The 21,963-nt window shown below is 69.1% G+C and carries 21 protein-coding genes; 9 read left to right on the forward strand and 12 right to left on the reverse strand.

Annotated features, from left to right (window positions below; translation table 11 throughout):
• Positions 1 to 117 precede the first annotated feature (117 nt).
• On the forward strand, positions 118 to 1,803 hold the full coding sequence (locus AC3WLE_RS08880) for a SulP family inorganic anion transporter (protein ID WP_492356702.1): 1,686 nt from the start codon (positions 118 to 120) through the stop codon (positions 1,801 to 1,803).
• 1 nt (position 1,804) lies between these two features.
• On the opposite strand, the gene AC3WLE_RS08885 is transcribed toward AC3WLE_RS08880, so the two are convergent.
• The 5 genes from AC3WLE_RS08885 to AC3WLE_RS08905 form a co-directional block, all read right to left on the reverse strand.
• On the reverse strand, positions 1,805 to 1,999 hold the full coding sequence (locus AC3WLE_RS08885) for a ribbon-helix-helix domain-containing protein (protein ID WP_010810900.1): 195 nt from the start codon (positions 1,997 to 1,999) through the stop codon (positions 1,805 to 1,807).
• A 215-nt stretch (positions 2,000 to 2,214) separates the two neighbouring features.
• Positions 2,215 to 3,333 carry a dihydrolipoamide acetyltransferase family protein gene (locus AC3WLE_RS08890; protein WP_492318416.1) on the reverse strand — a complete coding sequence of 373 codons (1,119 nt, stop codon included), beginning with the start codon at positions 3,331 to 3,333 and terminating at the stop codon, positions 2,215 to 2,217.
• Positions 3,334 to 3,367: 34 nt separating this feature from the next.
• On the reverse strand, positions 3,368 to 4,345 hold the full coding sequence (locus AC3WLE_RS08895; protein WP_492318417.1) for an alpha-ketoacid dehydrogenase subunit beta: 978 nt from the start codon (positions 4,343 to 4,345) through the stop codon (positions 3,368 to 3,370).
• 45 nt (positions 4,346 to 4,390) lie between these two features.
• Entirely contained in the window at positions 4,391 to 5,476 is a 1,086-nt protein-coding gene (gene pdhA, locus AC3WLE_RS08900; RefSeq protein WP_492318418.1) for a pyruvate dehydrogenase (acetyl-transferring) E1 component subunit alpha, read from the reverse strand.
• A 263-nt stretch (positions 5,477 to 5,739) separates the two neighbouring features.
• On the reverse strand, positions 5,740 to 6,561 hold the full coding sequence (locus AC3WLE_RS08905) for a MetQ/NlpA family ABC transporter substrate-binding protein (RefSeq protein ID WP_010810904.1): 822 nt from the start codon (positions 6,559 to 6,561) through the stop codon (positions 5,740 to 5,742).
• Between the two features lie 183 nt (positions 6,562 to 6,744).
• Here AC3WLE_RS08905 and AC3WLE_RS08910 point away from each other — a divergent pair, with 183 nt between their 5' ends.
• Together AC3WLE_RS08910 and AC3WLE_RS08915 are read left to right on the forward strand one after the other, a co-directional pair.
• Positions 6,745 to 7,101: a hypothetical protein gene (locus tag AC3WLE_RS08910; protein ID WP_492357551.1), complete on the forward strand. Its 357-nt coding sequence runs from the start codon at positions 6,745 to 6,747 to the stop codon at positions 7,099 to 7,101.
• A gap of 282 nt (positions 7,102 to 7,383) precedes the next feature.
• The gene (locus AC3WLE_RS08915) at positions 7,384 to 8,343 is read left to right on the forward strand and encodes a lysylphosphatidylglycerol synthase domain-containing protein (protein ID WP_492353309.1); all 960 of its coding nucleotides are present in this window, start codon (positions 7,384 to 7,386) and stop codon (positions 8,341 to 8,343) included.
• Positions 8,344 to 8,453: 110 nt separating this feature from the next.
• Here AC3WLE_RS08915 and AC3WLE_RS08920 read toward each other — a convergent pair whose 3' ends face one another.
• The 7 genes from AC3WLE_RS08920 to AC3WLE_RS08950 all read right to left on the reverse strand — a co-directional run bounded on the left by AC3WLE_RS08920 (position 8,454) and on the right by AC3WLE_RS08950 (position 15,970).
• Positions 8,454 to 9,728 carry an O-acetylhomoserine aminocarboxypropyltransferase/cysteine synthase family protein gene (locus tag AC3WLE_RS08920; protein ID WP_492318421.1) on the reverse strand — a complete coding sequence of 425 codons (1,275 nt, stop codon included), beginning with the start codon at positions 9,726 to 9,728 and terminating at the stop codon, positions 8,454 to 8,456.
• A 230-nt stretch (positions 9,729 to 9,958) separates the two neighbouring features.
• Positions 9,959 to 11,332 carry an LLM class flavin-dependent oxidoreductase gene (locus AC3WLE_RS08925; protein ID WP_492318422.1) on the reverse strand — a complete coding sequence of 458 codons (1,374 nt, stop codon included), beginning with the start codon at positions 11,330 to 11,332 and terminating at the stop codon, positions 9,959 to 9,961.
• 31 nt (positions 11,333 to 11,363) lie between these two features.
• Entirely contained in the window at positions 11,364 to 12,326 is a 963-nt protein-coding gene (locus tag AC3WLE_RS08930) for a TauD/TfdA dioxygenase family protein (protein ID WP_492353311.1), read from the reverse strand.
• A 31-nt stretch (positions 12,327 to 12,357) separates the two neighbouring features.
• Entirely contained in the window at positions 12,358 to 13,152 is a 795-nt protein-coding gene (locus AC3WLE_RS08935) for an ABC transporter ATP-binding protein (protein WP_492318424.1), read from the reverse strand.
• Between the two features lie 33 nt (positions 13,153 to 13,185).
• The gene (locus AC3WLE_RS08940; protein ID WP_492353312.1) at positions 13,186 to 13,983 is read right to left on the reverse strand and encodes an ABC transporter permease; all 798 of its coding nucleotides are present in this window, start codon (positions 13,981 to 13,983) and stop codon (positions 13,186 to 13,188) included.
• Between the two features lie 12 nt (positions 13,984 to 13,995).
• On the reverse strand, positions 13,996 to 14,835 hold the full coding sequence (locus AC3WLE_RS08945) for an ABC transporter permease (protein WP_492353313.1): 840 nt from the start codon (positions 14,833 to 14,835) through the stop codon (positions 13,996 to 13,998).
• Positions 14,836 to 14,839: 4 nt separating this feature from the next.
• Complete coding sequence (locus AC3WLE_RS08950; protein WP_492353314.1) at positions 14,840 to 15,970, reverse strand: ABC transporter substrate-binding protein; 1,131 nt, start codon at positions 15,968 to 15,970, stop codon at positions 14,840 to 14,842.
• Positions 15,971 to 16,185: 215 nt separating this feature from the next.
• Between AC3WLE_RS08950 and soxC the strand changes: the two genes are divergently transcribed.
• From soxC to AC3WLE_RS08980, 6 genes are all read left to right on the forward strand, one after another.
• Positions 16,186 to 17,427: a sulfite dehydrogenase gene (soxC, locus tag AC3WLE_RS08955; protein ID WP_492318428.1), complete on the forward strand. Its 1,242-nt coding sequence runs from the start codon at positions 16,186 to 16,188 to the stop codon at positions 17,425 to 17,427.
• Positions 17,414 to 18,001, forward strand: a complete 588-nt coding sequence (locus AC3WLE_RS08960; protein WP_492357550.1) for a c-type cytochrome — start codon at positions 17,414 to 17,416, stop codon at positions 17,999 to 18,001. The genes soxC and AC3WLE_RS08960 overlap by 14 nt, the downstream gene beginning before the upstream one ends.
• Positions 18,002 to 18,152: 151 nt before the next feature.
• Complete coding sequence (locus AC3WLE_RS08965) at positions 18,153 to 19,082, forward strand: TauD/TfdA dioxygenase family protein (protein ID WP_492357549.1); 930 nt, start codon at positions 18,153 to 18,155, stop codon at positions 19,080 to 19,082.
• 81 nt (positions 19,083 to 19,163) lie between these two features.
• Positions 19,164 to 20,174 (forward strand): ABC transporter substrate-binding protein, encoded by a 1,011-nt coding sequence (locus tag AC3WLE_RS08970; RefSeq protein ID WP_492353316.1) that lies wholly within the window; start codon positions 19,164 to 19,166, stop codon positions 20,172 to 20,174.
• Positions 20,175 to 20,176: 2 nt separating this feature from the next.
• The gene (locus AC3WLE_RS08975; protein ID WP_492318432.1) at positions 20,177 to 21,013 is read left to right on the forward strand and encodes an ABC transporter ATP-binding protein; all 837 of its coding nucleotides are present in this window, start codon (positions 20,177 to 20,179) and stop codon (positions 21,011 to 21,013) included.
• Between the two features lie 16 nt (positions 21,014 to 21,029).
• The gene (locus tag AC3WLE_RS08980; RefSeq protein ID WP_492318433.1) at positions 21,030 to 21,911 is read left to right on the forward strand and encodes an ABC transporter permease; all 882 of its coding nucleotides are present in this window, start codon (positions 21,030 to 21,032) and stop codon (positions 21,909 to 21,911) included.
• Positions 21,912 to 21,963: the final 52 nt, after the last annotated feature.

Here is a 21,963-nt window from a genome sequence, read left to right on the forward strand (position 1 = left end):
AAGCGACAGTGCAGGCGTGGCGAATATCACGGCGCGAGCTGCAAGCCGGCGGGCATTAACATGCTGTTATCATCCAATGCACCATCATCATCCTGCACGAACCCGAGGGATTGACGCATGATCGCGCTGCGCGAAGCTTGGCTGGCCGGACTGTTCCGACGCGGCAACTGGCTGCCGAACATCGTGTCGGGCGTGATCGTCGGGGTGGTGGCGCTGCCGCTGGCCATGGCGTTTGCGATCGCGTCGGGCGCCAAGCCGGAGCAGGGCCTGTACACGGCCATCGTCGCCGGGCTGGCGGTGTCGCTGTTCGGCGGCAGCCGGCTGCAGATCGCGGGGCCCACCGGCGCGTTTATCGTGGTGCTGTCCGCCGTGACCGCGCGCCACGGCATCGACGGCCTGCAGATCGCCACCCTGATGGCGGGGCTGATCCTGCTGGCGATGGGGCTGACGCGGCTGGGCAGCGTGATCCGGTTCATTCCCGCACCGGTGATCGTCGGCTTCACGGCTGGCATCGGCGTGATCATCTTTGTCGGCCAGTGGCGCGATTTCTTCGGCCTGCCGCCGGTCGCCGGCGAGCATTTCCACGAAAAACTCTGGCACCTGCTGCAGGCGCTGCCGCAATGGCACCCGGCCACCACCGCGCTGGCGCTGGGCAGCCTGGCGCTGGTAGTGGGCGCGCCGCGCGTGCGCTGGCTGCGGCGCATCCCCGGGCCGCTGGTGGCGCTGCTGGTTGCCACCGCGGTGCAGGCGCTGTTCCGCTTTGACGGCGTCGCCACCATCGGCACCGCCTTTGGCGGCCTGCCGCGCGGGCTGCCCGTGCCCGCGCTGCCGGACATCACGCTGGCGCGCGTGCTGGAGCTGGCCGGGCCGGCCTTCACCATCGCCATGCTGGGCGCGATCGAGTCATTGCTGTCCGCGGTGGTGGCCGACGGCATGGCTGGCACGCGGCACGATTCCAACCAGGAGCTGGTCGGCCAGGGCATCGCCAATATCCTGGCGCCGCTGTTCGGCGGGTTTGCCGCCACCGGCGCCATTGCCCGCACCGCCACCAATATCCGCAATGGCGGCAACAGCCCGCTGGCCGGCGTGGTGCATGCGCTCACGCTGGTGATGGTGCTGCTGTTCCTGGCGCCGCTCGCGGCCAGCGTGCCGCTGGCGACGCTGGCCGCGATCCTGTTCGTGGTGGCTTACAACATGAGCGAGGGGCGCCAGTTCGCGCGCATGGTCCGCCGCGCGCCGCGCGCCGACGTCGCCATCCTGCTGATCACCTTCACCCTGACCGTGCTGACCGACCTGGTGGTGGCGGTCAATATCGGCGTGATCCTGGCCATGCTGCAGTTCCTGCGGCGCATGTCGGCGTCAGTCGAGGTGGCGCGCCAGGATGCCGTGGACGTAGAGCGGGAACTCGGCGATACCGGCGCCGGCCTGCCCGCGCGGATGCCGCCGGGCGTGCTGGTCTATGCCATCGACGGACCGTTCTTCTTCGGTGCCGTGGAAGCCTGCGAGCGCGCACTGGTGCAGACCCATACCGAGCCGCGCGTGCTGCTGATCCGCCTGGGCCGCGTGCCCTTCATGGACATGACCGGGCTGCAGACGCTGGAGGCCGTGATCGTGACGCTGCAGAAACGCGGCGTGGCGGTGGTGCTGGCCGAAGCCAACGAGCGGGTCAGGGAAAAGCTGGCGCGCGCGGGCGTGCTGGCGGCGCTGGGGGAGGGCAACTACGTGGATTCGCTGGCGCAGGCGGTGCAGCGCTGCGGCGAGCTGGCAAGCGCAGCTGCAGGCGAGGGCGACGCCCCGCGCTGAGTCACTTCTTCTGCCGGGTGCTGCCCGCAGGCTTGGGCTTGGTGGCATATTCCACGCCATGCTGGGCCAGGTACTCGCGGATCAGCTGGCGCACGACCTGCGACGGTGTCAGGTCCTGCGAGGCGCACAGGGTTTCAAAGGCCTTCTTCTTGACCGGATCGATCAGGATGGTAAGGCGGGCGGTCTTGGATTCCATGAGGGGTGTCCGGCTGTCCGGATAGGTCCGGCTTGACGGCAGCGGCGATCGGAAACGCATTATATACAGGGCCACCGCAGCGCCCGATTCCCGATCGGTGCCAGCACACCGGCGGTTTGCTCCCCTCTTCCGCTTGCGGGAGAGGGGAGCGTACACGAGGGGCGGCAGTATTCTCCGAGGCTATTGGCTCGTCGGCTCCCTGTTGCCTTCCACCGCTACGCCGCCATCTCCAGATCCGCAATCACCGCCGCCAGAAACCGTGCCGCCTCCCCACCCGTCACCACGCGATGGTCAAAGGTCAGGCTCAGCGGCATCACCCGGTGCACCGCCGGCACGCCGCCGGCTGCCACCACTTCCTCGCGCACGCGTCCCGCACCCAGGATTGCCACGGTCGGCGGCACCACGATGGGCGCGGCATAGCGCCCCGCGATCATGCCGAAGTTGGACAGCGTGATGGTGTTGCCGCGCATCTCTTCCGGAGCAATGGTGCGCGCGCGGATGTCGGCGCGCATGCGGTCCAGGCCGTGGCGCAGGTCCGCGGCATCGCGGTTGCCGACGTCGCGCAGCACGGGCACGAACAGGCCCTCGGGCAGGTCCGCCGCGATGCCGACGTCGATCTTCTTGAGCACGTGGCGGCGGGCGGTCTGGCCTTCGTACCAGGCATTGAGGCCGGGCTCGGCGCGGCAGCCGGCCACCAGGGCGCGCACCAGCCGGATGGTCACATCGGCGCCGGGCTGCCAGGCGTGGATGTCGGCGTCGTCCATCACCGTGGCGGCGGCCACTTCGGCCTGTGCCCGCGCCATGTTCTGCGCCATCGCCCGGCGCACGCCGCGCAGCTGTTCCGGCGCGCCCAGCTCGGCCAGCGTGCTGGCTACCCGCTCCACGTCGGCGGCGGTGACGACGCCCTCGGGACCCGATGCCGTGGCCATTGCCAGGTCCACCCCGAGCCGGCGCGCCAGCGCGCGCACCGCCGGCGTGGCCTTGACGCGCGCGGCCATCGCCGCGGCGGGTGCCGCGGAGCCCGCGGGCGCGGCTTCATTGACCACGTGCGTGCCGACCTGGACCGAGCCCACCACGGTGCCGGCGTCGGCATCGTCGCCCGCACCCTCGACGCCGACCAGCGGCGCGCCAAGGTGGACGATATCGCCGGGCTGCGCAAACAGCTTGGCGATGGTGCCGGCATAGGGCGACGGGATTTCCACGATGGCCTTGGCCGTCTCCACCGACAGCAGCGGCTGGTCAGCGGCCACGGTGTCGCCGGTCTTGACGTGCCAGGTCACGATCTCGGCCTCCTGCAGGCCTTCGCCCAGGTCGGGCAGCTTGAAGACTCTCATCGGCACTCCTTGCCTATCGTCGGCAACTCTCGCGTTACGCTGCCATCGCCTTGCGCGCCGCGTCGACGATGCGGGCGACGCCAGGCAGGTAGGTGTATTCCAGCCGCGCCAGCGGCACCACGGTGTCGAAGCCGGTCACGCGCTGCACCGGCGCGGCCAGTGAGTAGAGGCCCGCGTCGGCCAGCTGCGCCGCGATCTCGGCGCCGAAGCCGGCGGTGCGCGGGGCCTCGTGCACGATCACGCAGCGGCCCGTGCGCGTCACCGATTCCAGGATGGTCTGCATGTCCAGCGGCTTGAGCGTGGCCACGTCGATGACCGTGGCCGTCACGCCTTCGCCGGCCAGTGCGTCCGCGGCGGCGAGCGTCTCCTGCACCATCGCGCCCCAGCTCACCAGCGTGATGTCGCTGCCTTCGCGCAGCGTGAAGCAGGTGTCCAGCGGCAGCGCGGCGCCGTCGTCGGCCACTTCCTGGCGGAACAGGCGGTACAGCCGCGTGGGTTCGAGGAAGATGACCGGGTCCGGATCGGCGATGGCCGCCAGCAGCAGCCCGTACGCGCGCGCGGGCGATGAAGGCACCACCACGCGGATGCCGGGCATATGCGCGAACATCGCCTCCGGGCTTTCGGAATGATGCTCGGGTGCATGGATGCCGGCACCGCACGGCGAGCGCACCACCATCGGACATGACAAGCGCCCGCGCGTGCGATGCCGCATGCGTCCGGCGTGGTTGATGATGTGATCGACCGCCGGGTAGATAAAGCCGGTGAACTGGATCTCGGCCACCGGCTTGAGCCCCATTGCCGCCATGCCGATCGCCGCGCCGACGATGCCGCCTTCGGCCAGCGGCGTATCCATGACGCGCGCCGCGCCAAAGCGCGCCTGCAGGCCCGCGGTGGCGCGGAACACGCCGCCATTGACGCCGATATCCTCGCCCAGCAGCAGCACATCGGGATCGTGCTCCAGCGCATGGGCCAACGCCAGGTTGACTGCTTCGACCAGATTGATTTCCGCCATGGTTCGCTCGCTGTGGTCGCCAGGTGAAGGCGCAGGGTTTGCTGGTTACCCGTGCGGCGCCGGGAAGCGCCGGGCAATCTCCAGTTGCGCCTGCAATTCGGCCGGCATGGTTGCGTACAGGCAGTCGAACATCGCGGCCGGGTCCGGCTGCGGCACGGCCAGGTAAGTCTCCACGGCCTGCGCCACCTGCTGCGAGCAGGCCTTGACCAGCGCTTCCTCGCGCGCCGCGTCCCACGCGTGCAGCGCCAGCAGGTGCGTGCGCAGCCGCAGCAGCGGCTCTTCCTGCCAGTGCGCCTTGACGCTGGCCTCGTCGCGGTAGCGCGAGGCGTCGTCGGCGGTGGTGTGGTCGCCCAGGCGGTAGGTGATGGCCTCGATCAGCGCCGGGCCGCCGCCGTCGCGCGCGCGCGCGATGGCCTCGCCGACGCGGTGCCGCACCGCGACCACGTCGTTGCCGTCGACCTGCTCGCCGGGGATGCCGGCGGCAATGGCCTTCTGCGCCAGCGTCTGCGCCGCGGTCTGGCCGCTGCGCGGCATCGAGATTGCCCACTGGTTGTTGTTGATCACGATCACCAGCGGCGCGTGCCACGCGCCGGCCATGTTCATGCCCTCATAGAAATCGCCCTTGGAGGTGCCGCCGTCGCCCAGCAGGCAGACCGCCACGCGCGGCTCGCCGCGCAGCTGGAACGCATAGGCGGCGCCGGCCGCGTGGCAGACCTGGGTGCCGATCGGCACGCAGTTGGCAAAGTCATGCGGCGCCGCCGCAAAGCCGCTGCCGCGTTCGTCGCCGCCCCAGTAGAGCAGGCTCTCGGTCATCGTGACGCCCCGCACAAACTGTGCCGCGTGGTCGCGGTACGAGGGCACCAGCACGTCTTCGGGCCGCATCGCAAAGGCCACGCCCACGCCGATGGCTTCCTGGCCGAGTGCCGAGGCAAAGGTGCCGATCTTGCCGGTGCGCTGCAGCGCAATCGCTTTCAGGTCGAACTGGCGCGTCAGCACCATCGCCTGGTACAGCGGCAGCAGCGCGTCGGGGTTGCTGGCAAGGGGTGGGGGAGGAGAAGTGGGGGAGGAGGTGTCGCCCGGCGGGGCAAGGTAGCGGGTGTAGCCGATCTCAAAGCGCGCAACCGTGGACATGGCAGGTCTCTCGATGCGGTTGTCTCGACAGGATCCGCTGGGACGGCCGCGAGGATCTTCGCAGCTATCCGCAGCAATGATCGCGTTGTGATCCCTGCCGTGCTTTTTGGGCGCGGGGGACTTGAGCTTGAGTGTAGGGCATTTGCGCGGCGCGCGCGGCGCAAAATTGTCTTGCTGCGCACAATGCGCGCGACAGCTGCCCCCCCAAAAGCGAGAAAGCGCCTGGCGGCGCTTCCTTGCTTTCGGGGCGAGAGCGCGGTGGCTCAGCGCTGGTACGGCGGCTGCACGAAGCCCGCAAAGCGCTGCTGCGTCACGGCCTTGAACTCCGCCGACTCGTAGGCCTCCCGGATGTCCTTGACGAAGGGCTTGTTCAGGTCCGCCGTCTTCACCGCGACCAGGTTCATGTAGTAGTCGGGAATCTTCTCCAGCGCCAGCGCCGAGGTCAGCTTCAGGCCGGAGGCCAGCGCATAGTTGCCGTTGACGAAGGCATAGTCCACGTCGTCGAGCGAGCGCGGCAGCTGGGCGGCTTCCAGCTGGATCAGCTTGAGCTTGTGCGGGTTGGCGTCGATGTCGCGCTCGCTGGCGCGGATCGGGTCGGTGCCCGGCTTGAGCGTGACCCAGCCGATCTGCTGCAGGATGGCGATGGCGCGCGCCAGGTTGGTGGGATCGTTCGGCAGCGACACGGTATTGCCGGGCTTCACCTCGGCCAGGCCCTTGTGCTTGCGGCTGTAGATGCCGATCGGCGCGGTCGGCACCTGGATCACGTCGGTCAGCGCCAGCTTGCGGTCGGCTGAGAACTTCTTCAGGTAGGCCACATGCTGGAACGCATTGGCGTCGATGGCGCCGTCGGCCAGCGCCAGGTTGGGCTGCACGTAGTCGCTGAACTCAATGATGGTGACCTTGTAGCCGCGCTTTTCCAGCACCGGCTTCACGCCATAGCGGATCTGGTCGGCGTAGGGGCCGGCGGTGGCGCCGAAGCGGATTTCCTTCTTGTCCGGATCGGCCGCGCCCGCACCCTGCATCACGCCCAGTGCCAGCACCGCTGCCGCCAGCCGTGCGACGAAGCCGAATTTCCCGTATTGCATCTGATGCTCCCCGTTATGTTGTTGGAGGCCGGCAGCGTCCCGCCGCGGCGTCGGCTCATTGTATGGAAAGGCAGGCAATAGGCGAACGAGTTATTACGCATGGTCATATGCCGCTGGCGAATAAGGGCGCCGGCGCCTGGCTGCACTACGCTGAAGGGCAGCGTCACCCGTATGGAGGCCGCCATGCCCGAACAACTTACCCGGCATCCCGAAGTCACGATCCAGGTCTTGCGCAGCGCCGGGGCCAGCTGCGGCGAGGGCGCCCCGCAGGCCATCCTCAAGGCCTGCCCGCGCGAGCGCTTCTGCAAGCTGCCCGGCGGGGAGATCTGCGTGTATGGCCTGGACGGGGCGCAGGCGATGACGCAGTTCACGGCTGCCGACTGGCAGTCGCTCGCGCCCCTTGCGCGGGACCGTGCAGATGTTGCGGCCGCGGCGGGCTGGGAGGGGACCGCTGCCGCGGTGTTCATTGCCGGGCTTGCCGCCGGCGCGCTGGCGGCCGCGGCCCTGGCGCGCTGGCGGCGCAGCCGTGGCCGTGGTTGACGTGCCGGCGCTGGCACGGTGTTTGCGGCTTTCTCAGGTCATGACACCGATGCAGTCCGCCTCCAATCGTTTCCGCCGGCCAGGGCACGGCGCAGAGCGGCGCCTGTCGTGCGGACCCGGCGCGATCCCGTGCGCGCGCGAAAGCGCGCTGCCGGAAACTTTTATCCTGTTTGAAGCCGAGGCAGGCCAGAAATTGCATGCCGGGCTGGCGCACGCAGGCCTGCATTCCTGCACATTCCTGACGCCGGTCTTGCGGTGCGCGGCGACGAGGGGAGGCGCGCAATGATGGGCGCGACGACCTTCTCGGCGATCCGCCAGCACGCGCACTGGCCCGCGTGGCGCCGTGCCATCGGCATCCTGTTCATTGCCGCGGTGCTGGCGCTGATCGCGCGCAAGCTGGGCACCATCGACTGGGACGCGGTGCTGGCCGCGCTGCGCGGCTTCAACGCCCGCACGCTGGCGCCGGCGGCGGCCTTCGTTGCGCTGAGCGGCTTGCTGTACAGCCAGTTCGACCGCCTCGGCTGCCACTATGCCGGACACCCGTTGCCGGCGCGGCGGGTGATGGCGATCTCTTATGTCAGCTACACGCTCAGCCTCAACCTCGGGGCCACGCTGGGCGGCGCGGGCGTGCGCTACCGCCTGTACACGCGCGCCGGGCTGACCCTGCCGCAGATCTGGAGCCTGTTCGTGGTGGTGGTGAGCAGCAACTGGCTTGGCTATGCCTTGCTGGCGGGGGGCATCCTGGTGGCGCAGCTGGTGGTGCTGCCGCCGGAGTGGGGCGTTCCCGCGGCGCTGACACGGGTGCTGGGCGCGCTGATGCTGGCGGTGCCGGCTGCCTACCTGGCTGCCTGTGCCACCTGGCACGGCCGGCACCGGACCGTGCGCGACCACGATATCTACGTTCCGTCGGTCGGCTTCGCGGCGCTGCAAATCCTCTTGTCTGCAGCCCACTGGATGGCGATGGCGGCGATCCTGTTTTCGCTGCTGCATACGCATGCGGGGTACTTCACGGTGCTTGGGGTATTGCTGGCGTCGGGGCTGGCGGGCGTGGTGGTGCGGATCCCCGGGGGTCTCGGCGTGATCGAGACCGTGTTCCTGACGATGCTGGGCGGCCAGGTGCCGCACGGGCTGCTGCTGGCGGCGCTGATTGCGTATCGCGCGATGTATTACCTGATTCCGCTGATGATCGGGGCGATCGGCTACTTTGTGCTGGAGGCGCACGGCAAGCGTGGTGGGAGGTAGGTCGTGCTGGCGACCGATAGCTTTCGGGAGTGCTACCACCCTTCGCGTACGCTCCCCTCTCCCGCAAGCGGGAGAGGGAGAAACCCTGCGGATCCCTGTGACGCCTGCGGTCAGACTGCCGCCAGCGCCCGATCCAGGTCCTCGATCAGATCATCGATATGCTCGATGCCGACCGACAGCCGCACCATGTCCTCACTGACGCCCGCCGCCTTCAGTTCATCCGCATTGAGTTGCCGATGCGTGGTCGACGCCGGATGCGTGGCCAGCGACTTGGCATCGCCGATATTGACCAGCCGCGTGAACAGCTGCAGCGCGTCCAGGAAGCGCGCGCCGCCTTCACGGCCGCCTTGCTTCAGGCCGAACGACAGGATGCCGGGGCCGCGCCCGCCCAGGTACTTCTGCACCAGCGCGTGGTCGGCATGGTCGGGCAGGCCGGCAAAGTTGACCCAGTCCACCTTGGCATGCTGCTGCAGGTGGCGGGCAATCGCCAGCGCGTTCTCGGTGATGCGGTCCAGCCGCAGCGCCAGGGTTTCGATGCCTTGCAGGATCAGGAAGGCATTGAAAGGCGACAGCGCCGCGCCGGTATTGCGCAGCGGCACCACGCGCGCGCGGCCGATGTAGGCGGCCGGGCCCAGCGCCTCGGTGTAGACCACGCCGTGATAGGAGACGTCGGGCTCGTTCAGGCGCTTGAAGCGTTCCTTGTGCTGGGCCCAGGGGAACTTGCCGCTGTCGATGATGGCGCCGCCGACGCTGTTGCCGTGGCCGCCCAGGTACTTGGTCAGCGAATGCACGACGATATCCGCGCCATGCTCGAACGGACGGCACAGGTAGGGCGATGGCACCGTGTTGTCGACGATCAGCGGCACGCCGTGGTTGTGCGCCACGCGCGCGATGGCTTCGATATCGACCACGTTGCCGAGCGGGTTGCCCACCGACTCCACGAAGATCGCCTTGGTGCGCGCGTCGATCAGGTCGCCGAAGCTGGCCGGGTTGCGGCCATCGGCAAAGCGCGTCTCGATGCCGGACTGCGGCAGCGTGTGCGCCAGCAGGTTGTAGGTGCCGCCATAGAGCTGGCTCGACGAGACGATGTTGTCGCCGGCCTCGGCAATGGTCTGGATCGCATACGTGATAGCCGCCATGCCGGACGCCAGCGCCAGCGCGCCCACGCCGCCCTCGAGCGCGGCCAGGCGCTGCTCGAGCACGTCGTTGGTCGGGTTCATGATGCGGCTGTAGATGTTGCCGGCCACCTTCAGGTCGAACAGGTCGGCGCCGTGCTGGGCGCTGTCGAAGGCGTAGGCCACCGTCTGGTAGATGGGCACGGCCACCGCGCGCGTGGTGGGATCGGGCGAATAGCCGCCATGGACGGCCAGGGTTTCGAGTCTCATCTTCTTCTCTCTTCGTCTCGCTGTTGGGTGCCGGACCGGCGCGACGGGGCAGTGCCTGCCATGGCGCCGGGCATGCCGAGCGGTGCGCCGCGCGGGCGCACCAGGCCGTGCGATGGTACCAGCCGGCCCGCGCACGCCCCTGCGGCGTGGCCGCTATGGTTGCCGACGGCGCTCGCGCGAGGCAAGGAAACTTATTGCATTTGGATATGCGCGGTGCCGCAGCGCAGCGGTCATGCCCCGACCGCGAGCGGCGCTTCGACCTGCCGCCAGCGCAGGTTCTCGGGCCGGCGCAGCCCCAGGTGCTCGCGCAGCGTGGTGCCCGTATAGTGCTCGCGAAAGAGCCCGCGCCGGCGCAGTTCCGGCAGCACCAGTTCGATGAAATCATCGAGCCCGCCCGGCAGCCAGGGCGGCATCACGTTGAAGCCATCGGCGGCCTCGCCCTCGAACCACGCCTGCAGCTGGTCGGCGATGGACTGCGGCGTGCCGTGGATCGACCAGTGGCCGCGCGCGGTGGCCACGCGCAGGCACAGCTGGCGGATGGTGAGACCCTCGCGCCGGGCCAGGCCGGTAACCAGCTGGAAGCGGCTCTTGGCGCCGTTCGGTTCGGCCAGGTTGTCGGGCAGCGGGCCGTCCAGCGGATAGCCGCTCAGGTCGATCCCGCCCAGGTGCTGCGACAGCAGGGCCAGCCCCACCGACGGATGGATCAGGCTCTGCAGCGCTTCGAATTTCTCCTGCGCCTCGGCCTCGCTGCGGCCCACCACCGGGAACACGCCAGGCAGGATCTTGAGTTGATCGGACGTGCGGCCATAGCGCGCGAGCCGCGCTTTCAGGCCACGATAGAAGGCCTGCGCATCGGCCTGCGACTGCTGCGCGGTGAAGATGACCTCGGCGGTGCGGGCCGCCAGTTCCTGCCCGGCCTCCGACGAGCCAGCCTGCACGATCACCGGATGGCCCTGCGGCGGGCGCGCGACGTTGAGCGGTCCGCGCACCTGGAAGTGCGCGCCGCGATAGTCGAGCGTGTGCAGCTTGTCCGCATCGAAATGCCGGCCGCTGTCCTTGTCGTACAGGAAGGCATTGTCCTCCCAGGTGTCCCACAGCCCGGTGACCACGTCGACAAACTCTTCGGCGCGGGCGTAGCGATCCGCGTGCGCGGGATGACGTTCGAGGCTGAAGTTGCGCGCTTCGGCATCCGACCACGACGTCACCACGTTCCAGCCCGCGCGGCCGCCGCTGAGGTGGTCGAGCGAGGCGAACTTGCGCGCCACATGAAAGGGCTCGTTGTAGGTGGTGGAGACGGTCGCCACCAGGCCGATGCGCTGCGTCACTGCCGCCAGTGCCGACAGCAGCGTCAGCGGCTCGAAGGTGGCGGCGCGCGCGGTGCGCGGCAGGGTGGCATCGTCCATGCCGCGGATGGCAACGCCGTCCGCCAGGAACAGCGCATCGAACCCCGCGGCCTCGGCGCGCTGCGCCAGCGCGATGTAGTGCGCCAGGTTGCGCCCGGCATCGGCCTGCGCTCCCGGATGGCGCCACCCGGCGACATGGTGCCCGGTGGCCTGGAGAAAGGCGCCCAGATGCAGGTGGCGCGGCGGCTTTTGCTGTGACATCGATCGTGCTCCCCGGAAGCAACTGGCCGGATCAGGCCGCTTGCCGTTGCGCGGCAGCGGCGGACTGGTTGGCCGGCGCCGCGCCTTCGCTGCGCACGCCCGCCTTCACCGCCTTGCTGCGGCGGCCATCCACGCCGACCGGAATGTCGCCGGCCACGGTGGCCCGGCGCACCACCCGGTGCGCGTCGCCATAGTCGTTGATGGCGTAGTGCTGGGTAGCGCGGTTGTCCCAGATGGCGACGTCGCCCGCGCGCCAGCGCCAGCGCACGGTGTTCTCCAGCCGGTGCACATGGCCCTGCAGCACGGCAATCAGGTGCGCCGAATCGGCCGACGAGTAGTCCAGCAGCTTCTTGACGAAGTGGCCCAGCACCAGCGTGCGTTCACCGGTTTCCGGGTGCACGCGCACCACCGGGTGCTCGGTCTCGTAGAGCGCCGAGGTAAATAGCTCGCGGTAGCGCTTCAGCCCTTCGTCGCTCGGATTGACGCGCGTGGCCGCGTAGTCGTAGTCGTTGGTGTGCAGCGCCCACAGCTTGTCGGCCAGTTCACGCAGCGGCTCGGGCAGGTCCTGGTACGCGGCGGCGGTGTTGGCCCACACCGTGTCGCCGCCGGCGGCGGGAACGGTCACGGCGCGCAGCACCGAGACCGCGGGGTAGGCCAGGTCGAAGGTCACGTCGGTATGCCAGGAATTGGCGCGGCCGCCGTGCTGTGAGTCGAGCTCCAGCAATTGCGTGCCGTCGCGAGAGGGCACGGTCGGGTGCGGCACGGTGTCGCCGAACAGGCGCGCAAAGCCCTGCTGCGCGGCATCGTCAAGATGGACCTGGTCGCGGAAGAACAGCACCTTGTGCCTGAGCAAGGCTGCGCGGATGGCGGCGAAGGTGGCGGGCGGCAGGTCGCCGTGCAGCGCGACGCCGCGGATCTCGGCGCCGATGCGGCCGGCAACCGGGTGGATGTCGAGCTGGACGGTCTGGTCTTGCGTGGCGTTGGCTTGGGTCATCGAGAAGCTCCGGGGATGTAAGAGGGTTGGGTCAGGCGAGTTCAGGTTCGGGGGTCCGCTGCACGACAGGCTCCTGCCCGGCGAATTCGCGCAGCACGGCATCGCGCGCCCGCGCGAAGGGAGGTCCGGCGCGTTCGCGCGGATGCGGCAGGTCCACCGGCAGGATGCGGCGGATGCGGCCGGGCCGGGGTTCCATCACCACCACGCGGTCGCCCAGGAAGACGGCTTCCTCGACGTCGTGGGTGACCAGGATCATGGTGATGCCCTCGGCCTGCCAGATGCGCTGCAGTTCCTGCTGCAGGTAGGCCCGCGTCATCGCGTCGAGCGCGCCGAAGGGCTCGTCGAGCAGCAGGATCTCGGGGCGCGTCACCAGTGCCCGCGCAATTGCCACGCGCTGCGACATGCCGCCGGAGAGCTGGTGCGGATAGGCCTGCTCGAAGCCGCGCAGGCCAACCAGCGCGATATGCTCGGCCACGTTGCGGCCTTTCTCCGCGTCGCTGCCCGGCGTGTTGAGCAGCGCCAGCCGGATGTTCTGTTCCACCGTCAGCCACGGGAACAGGCGATGCTCCTGGAACACGATGCCGCGCTGCAGGCTGGTGCCCGATACGCGCTTGCCGTCCAGCAGGATCTCGCCGCGGTAGTCCTCTTCCAGGCCCACCACCAGCCGCAGCAGGGTGGACTTGCCGCAGCCGCTGGCGCCGACGATGCTGACGAACTCGCCCGGGGCGATGGTCAGGGTGATGTCCTCGAGCACGGGCAGCGCCCGGCCCTCGACTTCGTACTGCTTGTGCAGGTGCGCGATGCTTAGCGTGCCGGCATGTGGCATTTGCGGTCTCCGTTCAATAAGGTGCAGCGTGGCTCAGCCCGCTGCCACCGAGCGCCCGCGCCAGGCGAGCAGGCGGGACTCGATGCGGCTGGCAATCCAGTTCAGCGTGAAGCCGACCAGGCCGACCACGATCACGCCGAAGATCACCAGGTCCATCCAGAAGTTCTCGCGGCCGTCGGTCATGGTGTTGCCGATGCCCTTGCCGGATACCAGCAGGTACTCGGCGCCGAGCGTGGCCAGCCACGCATAGATCAGTCCCAGGTGGATGCCGGCGAAGATCGACGGCGCCGCCGACGGCAGCACCACGCGCCACAGCACCTGGGTGCGGTTGAATCGCAGGACGCGCGCAACCTCGAGCAGGTCCGCCGGCACGGCGCGGATGCCTTCGAAGGTGTTCAGCACCACCGGGAAGAATGCGGCCAGCGACAGGAACACCACCTTGGCGGCATCGCCCAGCCCGAACCAGACCGAGATCAGCGGGATCCATGCAAACAGCGAGATCTGCTTGACCGTGTGAAAGCTCGGACCGACCATGCGTTCGAACAGGCGCGACAGGCCCAGCGCCGTGCCGAACACCAGCCCGGCGCTGGCGCCGATGGCAAAGCCGGCCAGGTCGCGCCACAGGCTGGCGGCCAATGCCGTGGCCAGCGCGCCGCTCTGCACCTGGCGCACCGCGGTGTCCCAGACGCCGGATACCGGCACCAGCAGCGGCGAAGTGGTCCAGCCAAAGCGCACGGCGGCCCACCACAGCGCGAGCAGCGCGAGCGGCAGCACCCAGCCGCGCAAGGCGCGGGGCAGGCGAATACGGGGGCGGATAGCGGAAGTGGTCATCGCGGCCTCGCCTCAGAAGCCCGGCTTGCGCCAGCGCAGCACCGCGCCTTCGGCCAGCGCCAGCGTCTTGTCCAGCGCAAAGCCCACCACGCCCACCACCACCACGGCGGCGAGCACCATGTCGAGCTGGAACAGCTGGCGCCCGTAGACGATCATGTAGCCCAGCCCCTCGGACGAGGCCAGCAGCTCCACCACCACCAGCGCCAGCCACGCGTGCGTCAGGCCGTAGCGCACGCCGTTCCACACCGGCGCGGCCGCGGCGGGCAGCACCACGCGCGACAGCGTCTGCCAGCGCGTGAGCTGCAGCACCCGCGCCACTTCCAGGTAGCGGGTCGGCACGCTGCCGATGCCCTTGTACGTGTTCAGCGCCACCGGCACGAAGGCGGCCTTGGCGATCAGGATCACCTTGAGCGCTTCGTCGATGCCGACCAGCAGCATCAGCAGCGGCAGCCAGCCCAGCACCGGCACCTGGCTGAACGCCTTGAAGGTCGGGTAGACGTAGTCGCGCAACGTCGGCGACAGGCCCATGGCCGCGCCCAGCGCCAGGCCGCCGGCCAGCCCCAAGGCAAAGCCACCGGCCACGCGCAGCGCGCTGATAGCCAGGTTGGCCTGCAGTTCACCGCTTTGCCAGAGGTCGGCCAGCGTGCGTGCGACATCTTCGGGTGCGGGCAGCACCTGCGGCGGAATCCAGGCATTGCGGGCGGCCACGTACCACACCAGCAGCAGCGCCAGCGGCACCGGCCAGGCCAGCAGCCAGCGTGTGGCATCCCGCCAGCGCAGTGGCCTGCGCGGGGAAGGCGCGCGCGGTGCTGCTGCTGCGGCGGGCAGTGAAAGCGATTCGGCGACGGACATGGTGTCAGGCTCCCAGGATCTTGCCGTTGGGTTGGTAGACGGGCCAGTAGCTCTGCAGGTTCAGGTCGTTGAGAGCCACTCTCAGGAAGCGCTGGTCGATCCACTGGTCCACGTCAAAGCGCGCACGGCTCAGCTTGAAGCGATAGGCCTGCTCGACCGCATCCTTGTAGCGGCTGACCAGGAAGGGATCGAAATTCGGGTTCAGCCGCACCCGCAGCGGCTCGCCGTCGAAGTCCTCCTTCCAGTGGTCATAAGGCGTGCCAGCACGCGCCCAGGTGCGCAGCACCTCCTCGCGATGGCTCTCGTCCGAGGCCCACCGCGCCGCCTCGACCGCGGCCTTCACCAGGTGCTGCGTGGCTTCCGGATAGCGCCCGGCGAAATCGTCGCTCACCAGTACATGGCTTTGCCGTGTGTAGGTCGGCGACTGGTTCTTGCTGGAGTACAGGATGCGCACCGCGCCCTTGTCGCGCAGGCGCAGGATGTCCATGGCGCCGATGGCGGCGTCGATGTCGCGCGTGGACAGCGCCGCCAGGTAGCCGGCCGTGTCCAGGTTGAGCAGGCGCAGGTCCTTGTCCGACAGCCCGTTCGCTTCCAGCAGGCGCAGCGCCGGCAGATGCATGTTGGTGCCCTTGAACAGCGACACGCGCTTGCCGCGCAGGTCGCTGACCGTCTTCAGCGGCGAATCGGGTGGCACCCCCACATAGATGTTGGCGCGCACGCCGGTGGCCAGCACCAGCCGCGTCTTCAGGCCCGCGGAGCGCGCCACGATGGACGGCAGGTCGCCCTGCAGTGCGAAGTCGAGCTGGCGGTTGGCCAGCGCCTCGTTGACGGCGGGGCCGGCGCCCTTGAAGAAGAACCACTCCACGCGCGTGCCGGTCGGCTTGAACGATTCCTCGAGCCAGCCGCGCGCATGGGCAATCGCCAGCGAACTGCCGGCAAAGCTGGGCGGGGTGCCGGTGGCGGGCTGGGCCACGCCGACGCGGATCACGTCGGGCCGCGCTGCCGGGCTGGCGCTGAACGCGGACAGCGGCGACAGCGACGCGGCCATGCCCAGCCCGGACCAGGCCGCGCAGCGCAGCAGCTCGCGGCGGGTCAGCGTGGGTGCTGCGGTGGCATCGGGGCGCGGGGTCGTCATCGTGCAGACCTTCTTGAAGTGGAGGACGGCTCCACGATAAGCGGCGCTGCGCGCGAACCTGAACGAATGATTCCGGCTTTGGTTATCGGCCCCGCGCATATGGCGCGCGGCGCGGCGTTGGCATATCGGCATGCAATCTTCTTCGTTGGCCGAGTGCCGGTGCTGTCCTACAGTCTGCGCATTTTGATCGCTACCAGACTGACCACGCCCTCACGATGAGCAATGACCTGACTTCCGGCCGCCGGCGCTTCCTGCAGCGCGGGGCGGTGCTGGGCGCCGCCGCGGCTGGCGCCGCCACCGCGGCGCGCGCTGAGCCGCTGACGGTTGCGCCGTGGACACGCACGCCGGGCGAGCCCGTGCTGTGGCATGCCTACGGCCAGCCGTCCCCGTTCGAGAAAGACGTGGTGCGGCGCAGCCGCAGCGCGGCGCCGCTGCCCGGCGCCAACTCGTCGATGACGCCGCTGCAGGACCTGCGCGGCATCATCACGCCGACCGGGCTGGTGTTCGAGCGCCATCACGCCGGCATCCCGCTGATCGACCCGGCGCAGCACCGGCTGGCGGTGCACGGGCTGGTGGCGCGCCCGCGCATCTTCACCATGGACGACCTGGTGCGCCTGCCGTCGGTATCGCGCATCCATTTCCTGGAGTGCTCGGGCAACACCGGGCGCGAGTGGAAGGCGCCCGGTGCGAAATCGGTTCAGATCAGCCACGGCCTGCTGTCTTGCTGTGAGTGGACCGGCGTGCCGTTGTCCGTGGTGCTGGACGAAATCGGCGTGGCGCCGGAAGCTGCGTGGGTGCTGGCCGAGGGCGCCGATGGTGCAGCCATGACGCGCAGCGTGCCGCTGGCCAAGGCGCTGGAAGACGCATTGCTGGTCTATGCGCAGAACGGCGAGATGCTGCGGCCCGAGCATGGCTATCCGCTGCGGCTGTTCCTGCCGGGCTATGAGGGCAACATGTCCATCAAGTGGCTGCGGCGCCTGAAGCTGGGGCGCGCGCCGTTCATGTCGCGCGAAGAGACGTCGAAGTACACGGACTCCTTGCCCGACGGCAGCGCGCGGCAGTTCACCTTCCTGATGGACGTGAAGTCCGTGATCACCTTCCCCGCGCCGGACCACAAACTGCGTGAGCGCGGGTTCTATGAGATCTCGGGCCTGGCGTGGTCGGGCCATGGGCGCATCCGCCGCGTCGAGGTGTCGGTCGACGGCGGCCGCAGCTGGCGCGAGGCGCAGCTGCAGGAGCCGGTGCTGGACCGCGCGCTGGTGCGTTTTCGCCTGCCGTGGCGCTGGGATGGCGGGCCAGCTTCGCTGGAGAGCCGCGCCATCGACGAAGCCGGCAACGTCCAGCCTACGCCGGACCAGCTCGTGGCCGCGCGCGGCGTGGCTTCCACCTATCACTACAACGCGATCCAGCGCTGGCGCGTGGCCGCGGACGGGAGTATTGCCAATGCGCGCGCTTGAACGATTCAGCGGTACCGTCGCGGTGCTCGCGCTGGCCTGCACCGCGCAAACGGCGGTTGCGCAGACCTATGGCATAGGCCGCCCTGCCAGCGAGCGCGACCTTGCCGCGTGGAATATCGACGTGACCCCGGACGGCACGGGCCTGCCGCCGGGCAGCGGCACGGTCGCGCGTGGCCAGCAGGTCTATGCGCAGTACTGTGCCGCATGTCACGGCGTCAATGGCGAAGGCAAGCCGGCCGATGCGCTGGTAGGCGGGCAGGGCACGCTGAAGGACGCCGCCAGGGGCAAGGACCCGGTCAAGACCATCGGCAGCTTCTGGCCCTACGCGACCACGGTATTCGACTTCATCAACCGTGCCATGCCCTACAACGCGCCGCAGAGCCTGGCACCGGACGAGGTCTATGCCGTCACCGCGTGGCTGCTGCACAAGAACGGCATCCTGCCCGCAGATGCGGTGCTGGACGCGCGCACGCTGCCGCAGGTGAAGATGCCGAACCGCGATGGCTTTGTCGCCGACGCGCGCCCGGATACCGCCAACGTGCCGTGCCGCAGCGGTTGCCCCGGCAAGCCCTGATGGCCCGCCAATGTCGAGACATGGATATGCGATAAGCGGATAAGGGCCAGCGATTTGATTCGTTGACCGTGCAGTGGCCGGCTCTCTACAGTGCAAGCTTGTACGCGGCATCCCGGATGCCGCATCGGCTTCCCCCGTGCCAGAGCTTGCCATGACGACCGCAACCGCCCACGCCAGTGTTTCGCGCCAGCAGAGCGCACCGCTTTCCACCGCATTGTCCGCAGACGCGGGCAACTTCGAGATCCGTCTGCTGGACGCGCCGCTGGGCGCGGAAGTGATCGGGCTCGACTTGTCGCAGCCACTGTCCGACGCGGATTTTGCCCGCATCCATCGCGCCCACCTCGACTACCACGTGGTGGTGTTCCGCGACCAGCAGATCACGCCGGCGCAGCAGATCGATTTCAGCCGCCGCTTCGGCCCGTTGCAGATCCACGTGCTGCACCAGTTCCAGCTGCCGGGCCATGCGGAAGTGCTGGTGGTGTCCAACGTGGTCGAGAACGGCAAGCCGATCGGGCTGGGCGATGCCGGCCACTTCTGGCATTCGGACCTGTCGTACAAGGAAAAGCCCAGCCTCGGTTCGCTGCTGCATGCGCGCGAGCTGCCCGCCGAAGGCGGCGACACGCTGTTCGCCAACATGCACCTGGCCTGGGACACGCTGCCGGCGGCGCTGCAACGCGCCGTCGATGGCCTGCAGGCCGAGCACACTTACCTGGCGCGCTATGCCGAGCTGCAGCAGCGCAGCCCGTGGCGGCCCAACCTGACGCCGGAGCAGGTCGCGCAGGTCAGGCCGGTGCTGCAGCCGGTGGTGCGCACCCATCCGGAAACGGGGCGCAAGGCGCTCTTTGTCAGCGAGCACTTCACCACCCGCATCGTCGGCCTGCCCGAGCAGGAAAGCCGCGACCTGCTGGACCAGTTGTTCGCGCACAGCGTCAAGCCCGCCCACATCTACCGCCACCAGTGGCAGCCACATGACCTGGTGTTCTGGGACAACCGCTCGCTGCTGCATCTTGCCGCGGGCTGTCCGCCGGAACTGCGGCGCGTGATGTACCGCACCACCATCGAAGGCGACGTGCCGCGCTGAAGGCGGCAGCGGTATCGCAAGTCATCCCAGGGCGCTCGCAGCGGCGAGCGCCAATCCACCGTATTCCCCGGAGTCCTGATCATGTTCACTCGTTTTTCCCGCAAGCTCGGCCTGCTGGCGCTGAGCGCCGGCCTCGCCATCACCGGCACCGCGCACGCCGAAGGCAAGCTGCGCATCGCCGAGCAGTTCGGCGTGGTCTACCTGCTGCTCAACGTGGCGCGCGACCAGCAGCTGATCGAAAAGCACGGCAAGCAGCAGGGTGTCGACATCAAGGTCGAATGGACGCAACTGTCGGGCGGCGCCGCGGTCAATGATGCGCTGCTGTCCGGTGCCATCGATATCGCCGGCGCCGGCGTGGGCCCGCTGCTGACGCTGTGGGACCGCACCCACGGCAAGCAGAACGTGCGCGGCGTGGCATCGCTGGGCAACTTCCCGTACTACCTGGTCAGCAACAACCCCAAGGTGAAGTCGATTGCCGACTTCACCGAGAAGGACCGCATCGCGCTGCCGGCGGTGGGCGTGTCGGTGCAGTCGCGCGTGCTGCAACTGGCTGCGGCCAGGCAATGGGGCGACAAGGAATACAACCGCCTCGACAAGTGGACTGTGGCGGTGCCGCACCCGGATGCGGCCGCGGCGATCATTTCCGGCGGCACCGAGATCACCGGCCACTTCGGCAATCCGCCGTTCCAGGAGCAGGAACTGGCGGGCAACCCCAACGCGCGCATCGTGCTGAATTCCTATGACGTGCTGGGCGGTCCGAGTTCTTCCACGGTGCTGTACGCGACCGAGAAGTTCCGCAGCGACAACCCCAAGACCTATCGCGCCTTCGTCGATGCGCTGGCCGAGGCCGCGGCCTTTGCCACCGCCAATCCGGAAGCGGCCGCCGATATCTACCTGCGCCAGAGCAAGGCCAAGACCGACCGCGCGCTGCTGCTGCGCGTGCTGAAGAATCCGCAGGTGCAGTTCCGCGTGGCGCCGCAGAACACCTTTGCGCTGGCCGCTTTCATGCACCGCGTGGGCGCGATCCGCAACCAGCCCAAGTCCTGGCAGGACTACTTCTTCCAGGACCCGGTCACCGCGCAGGGGAGCTGAGCATGGCCACCCATAACCTGCGCGTGGTGTCGGAGCGCGCCACGCCGTTGCTGCAGGTCGACGGCGTGTCGCTGGAGTACCGCATGCCCGAGCGCATCGTGCGCGCCACCCATCGCGTCAGCTTCGACGTGCATGCCGGCGACCGCTTCGTGCTGCTGGGCCCGTCCGGCTGCGGCAAGTCCACGTTGCTGAAGGCGGTTGCCGGGTTCGTTCCGCCCAGCGAGGGCGAGATCCGGCTCGAAGGCCGGCGTGTGCTGCAGCCCGGGCCGGACCGCATCGTGGTGTTCCAGGAGTTCGACCAGCTGCCGCCGTGGAAAACGGTGGTGCAGAACGTGATGTTCCCGCTGCGGCAAGCGCGCAAGCTGTCGCGCGCAGAGGCGCGCGAGCTGGCGCTGGACAGCCTGCACAAGGTGGGGCTGGCCGATTTTGCCGATGCCTACCCGCATACGCTGTCGGGCGGCATGAAGCAGCGCGTGGCAATCGCGCGCGCACTGGCGATGCGCCCCAAGGTGCTGCTGATGGACGAGCCCTTTGCCGCGCTGGATGCGCTCACGCGCCGGCGCATGCAGGAAGAGCTGCTGGCGCTCTGGGACGACGCGGCCTTCACGCTGCTGTTCGTCACCCATTCGATCGAAGAGGCGCTGGTGGTGGGCAGCCGCATCCTGCTGCTGTCGCCGCACCCGGGCCGAGTGCGCGCGGAGCTCAACAGCCACCAGTTCAGCCTGGCCAGCCAGGGCGGCGCCGAATTCCAGGCCGCCGCGCAACGCATCCATACCTTGCTGTTCGACGAGCCCGCCGCCGAGGCCGCGCCGCGTGCGCGCAGCGCGGCGGGCCGCTGAACCGGGACATCGCATCATGACGCAACCGACACTGACACTGGCCGACACGCATCGGCCCGAATACGAACGCGAGCCTGAACCCTTCACCGAAGCCCCGCTTGCGCGCGCGCTGCCGTGGCACCAGCGCCTGTGGCAACACGGCTGGCTGCGCAAGGCGGTGATCCTGCTGGCGCTGGGGCTGATCTGGGAGCTGGTGGCGCGCGTGCAGGACAACGACCTGCTGCTGCCGTCATGCCTGGCCACGATGCGCGCCTTCGGCGACGCGGTGGCCAGCGGCGAGCTGCCGGGCAAGGCGGCGATTTCGCTGTCGGTGCTGCTGCGCGGCTATGCCGCCGGGATCGTGCTGGCGTTCGTGCTGACCTCGCTGGCGGTGTCCACGCGCTTCGGGCGCGATGTGCTGGACACGCTCACCGCCATGTTCAATCCGCTGCCGGCGATCGCGCTATTGCCGCTGGCGCTGCTGTGGTTCGGGCTGGGCACCAAAAGCCTGGTCTTCGTGCTGGTCCATTCGGTGCTGTGGCCGCTGGCGCTGAACATGTACGCGGGCTTCCGGGCGGTGCCGCCGACGCTGCGCATGGCGGGCCGCAACTACGGCCTGCGCGGGCTGCGCTATGTCGCGCTGGTGCTGGTGCCGGCGGCGCTGCCGGCGATCCTGTCGGGCCTGAAGATCGGCTGGGCCTTTGCCTGGCGCACGCTGATCGCGGCCGAGCTGGTGTTCGGCGCGTCGTCGGGGCAGGGCGGGCTGGGCTGGTTTATCTTCCAGAACCGCAACGAGCTCTACACCGACCGCGTTTTTGCAGGGCTGGCCGCGGTGATCCTGATCGGGCTGCTGGTGGAGGGACTGGTGTTCACCACGCTGGAACGGCTGACGGTGCGCCGCTGGGGCATGCAGCAGTAGCCGCCCGCTTGCCCTGTGCCGGCATGGGGCGTAGGCTACGCCTCCGGTACGC

It is taken from the genome of Cupriavidus sp. FW306-1B-F12B (assembly GCF_058781795.1).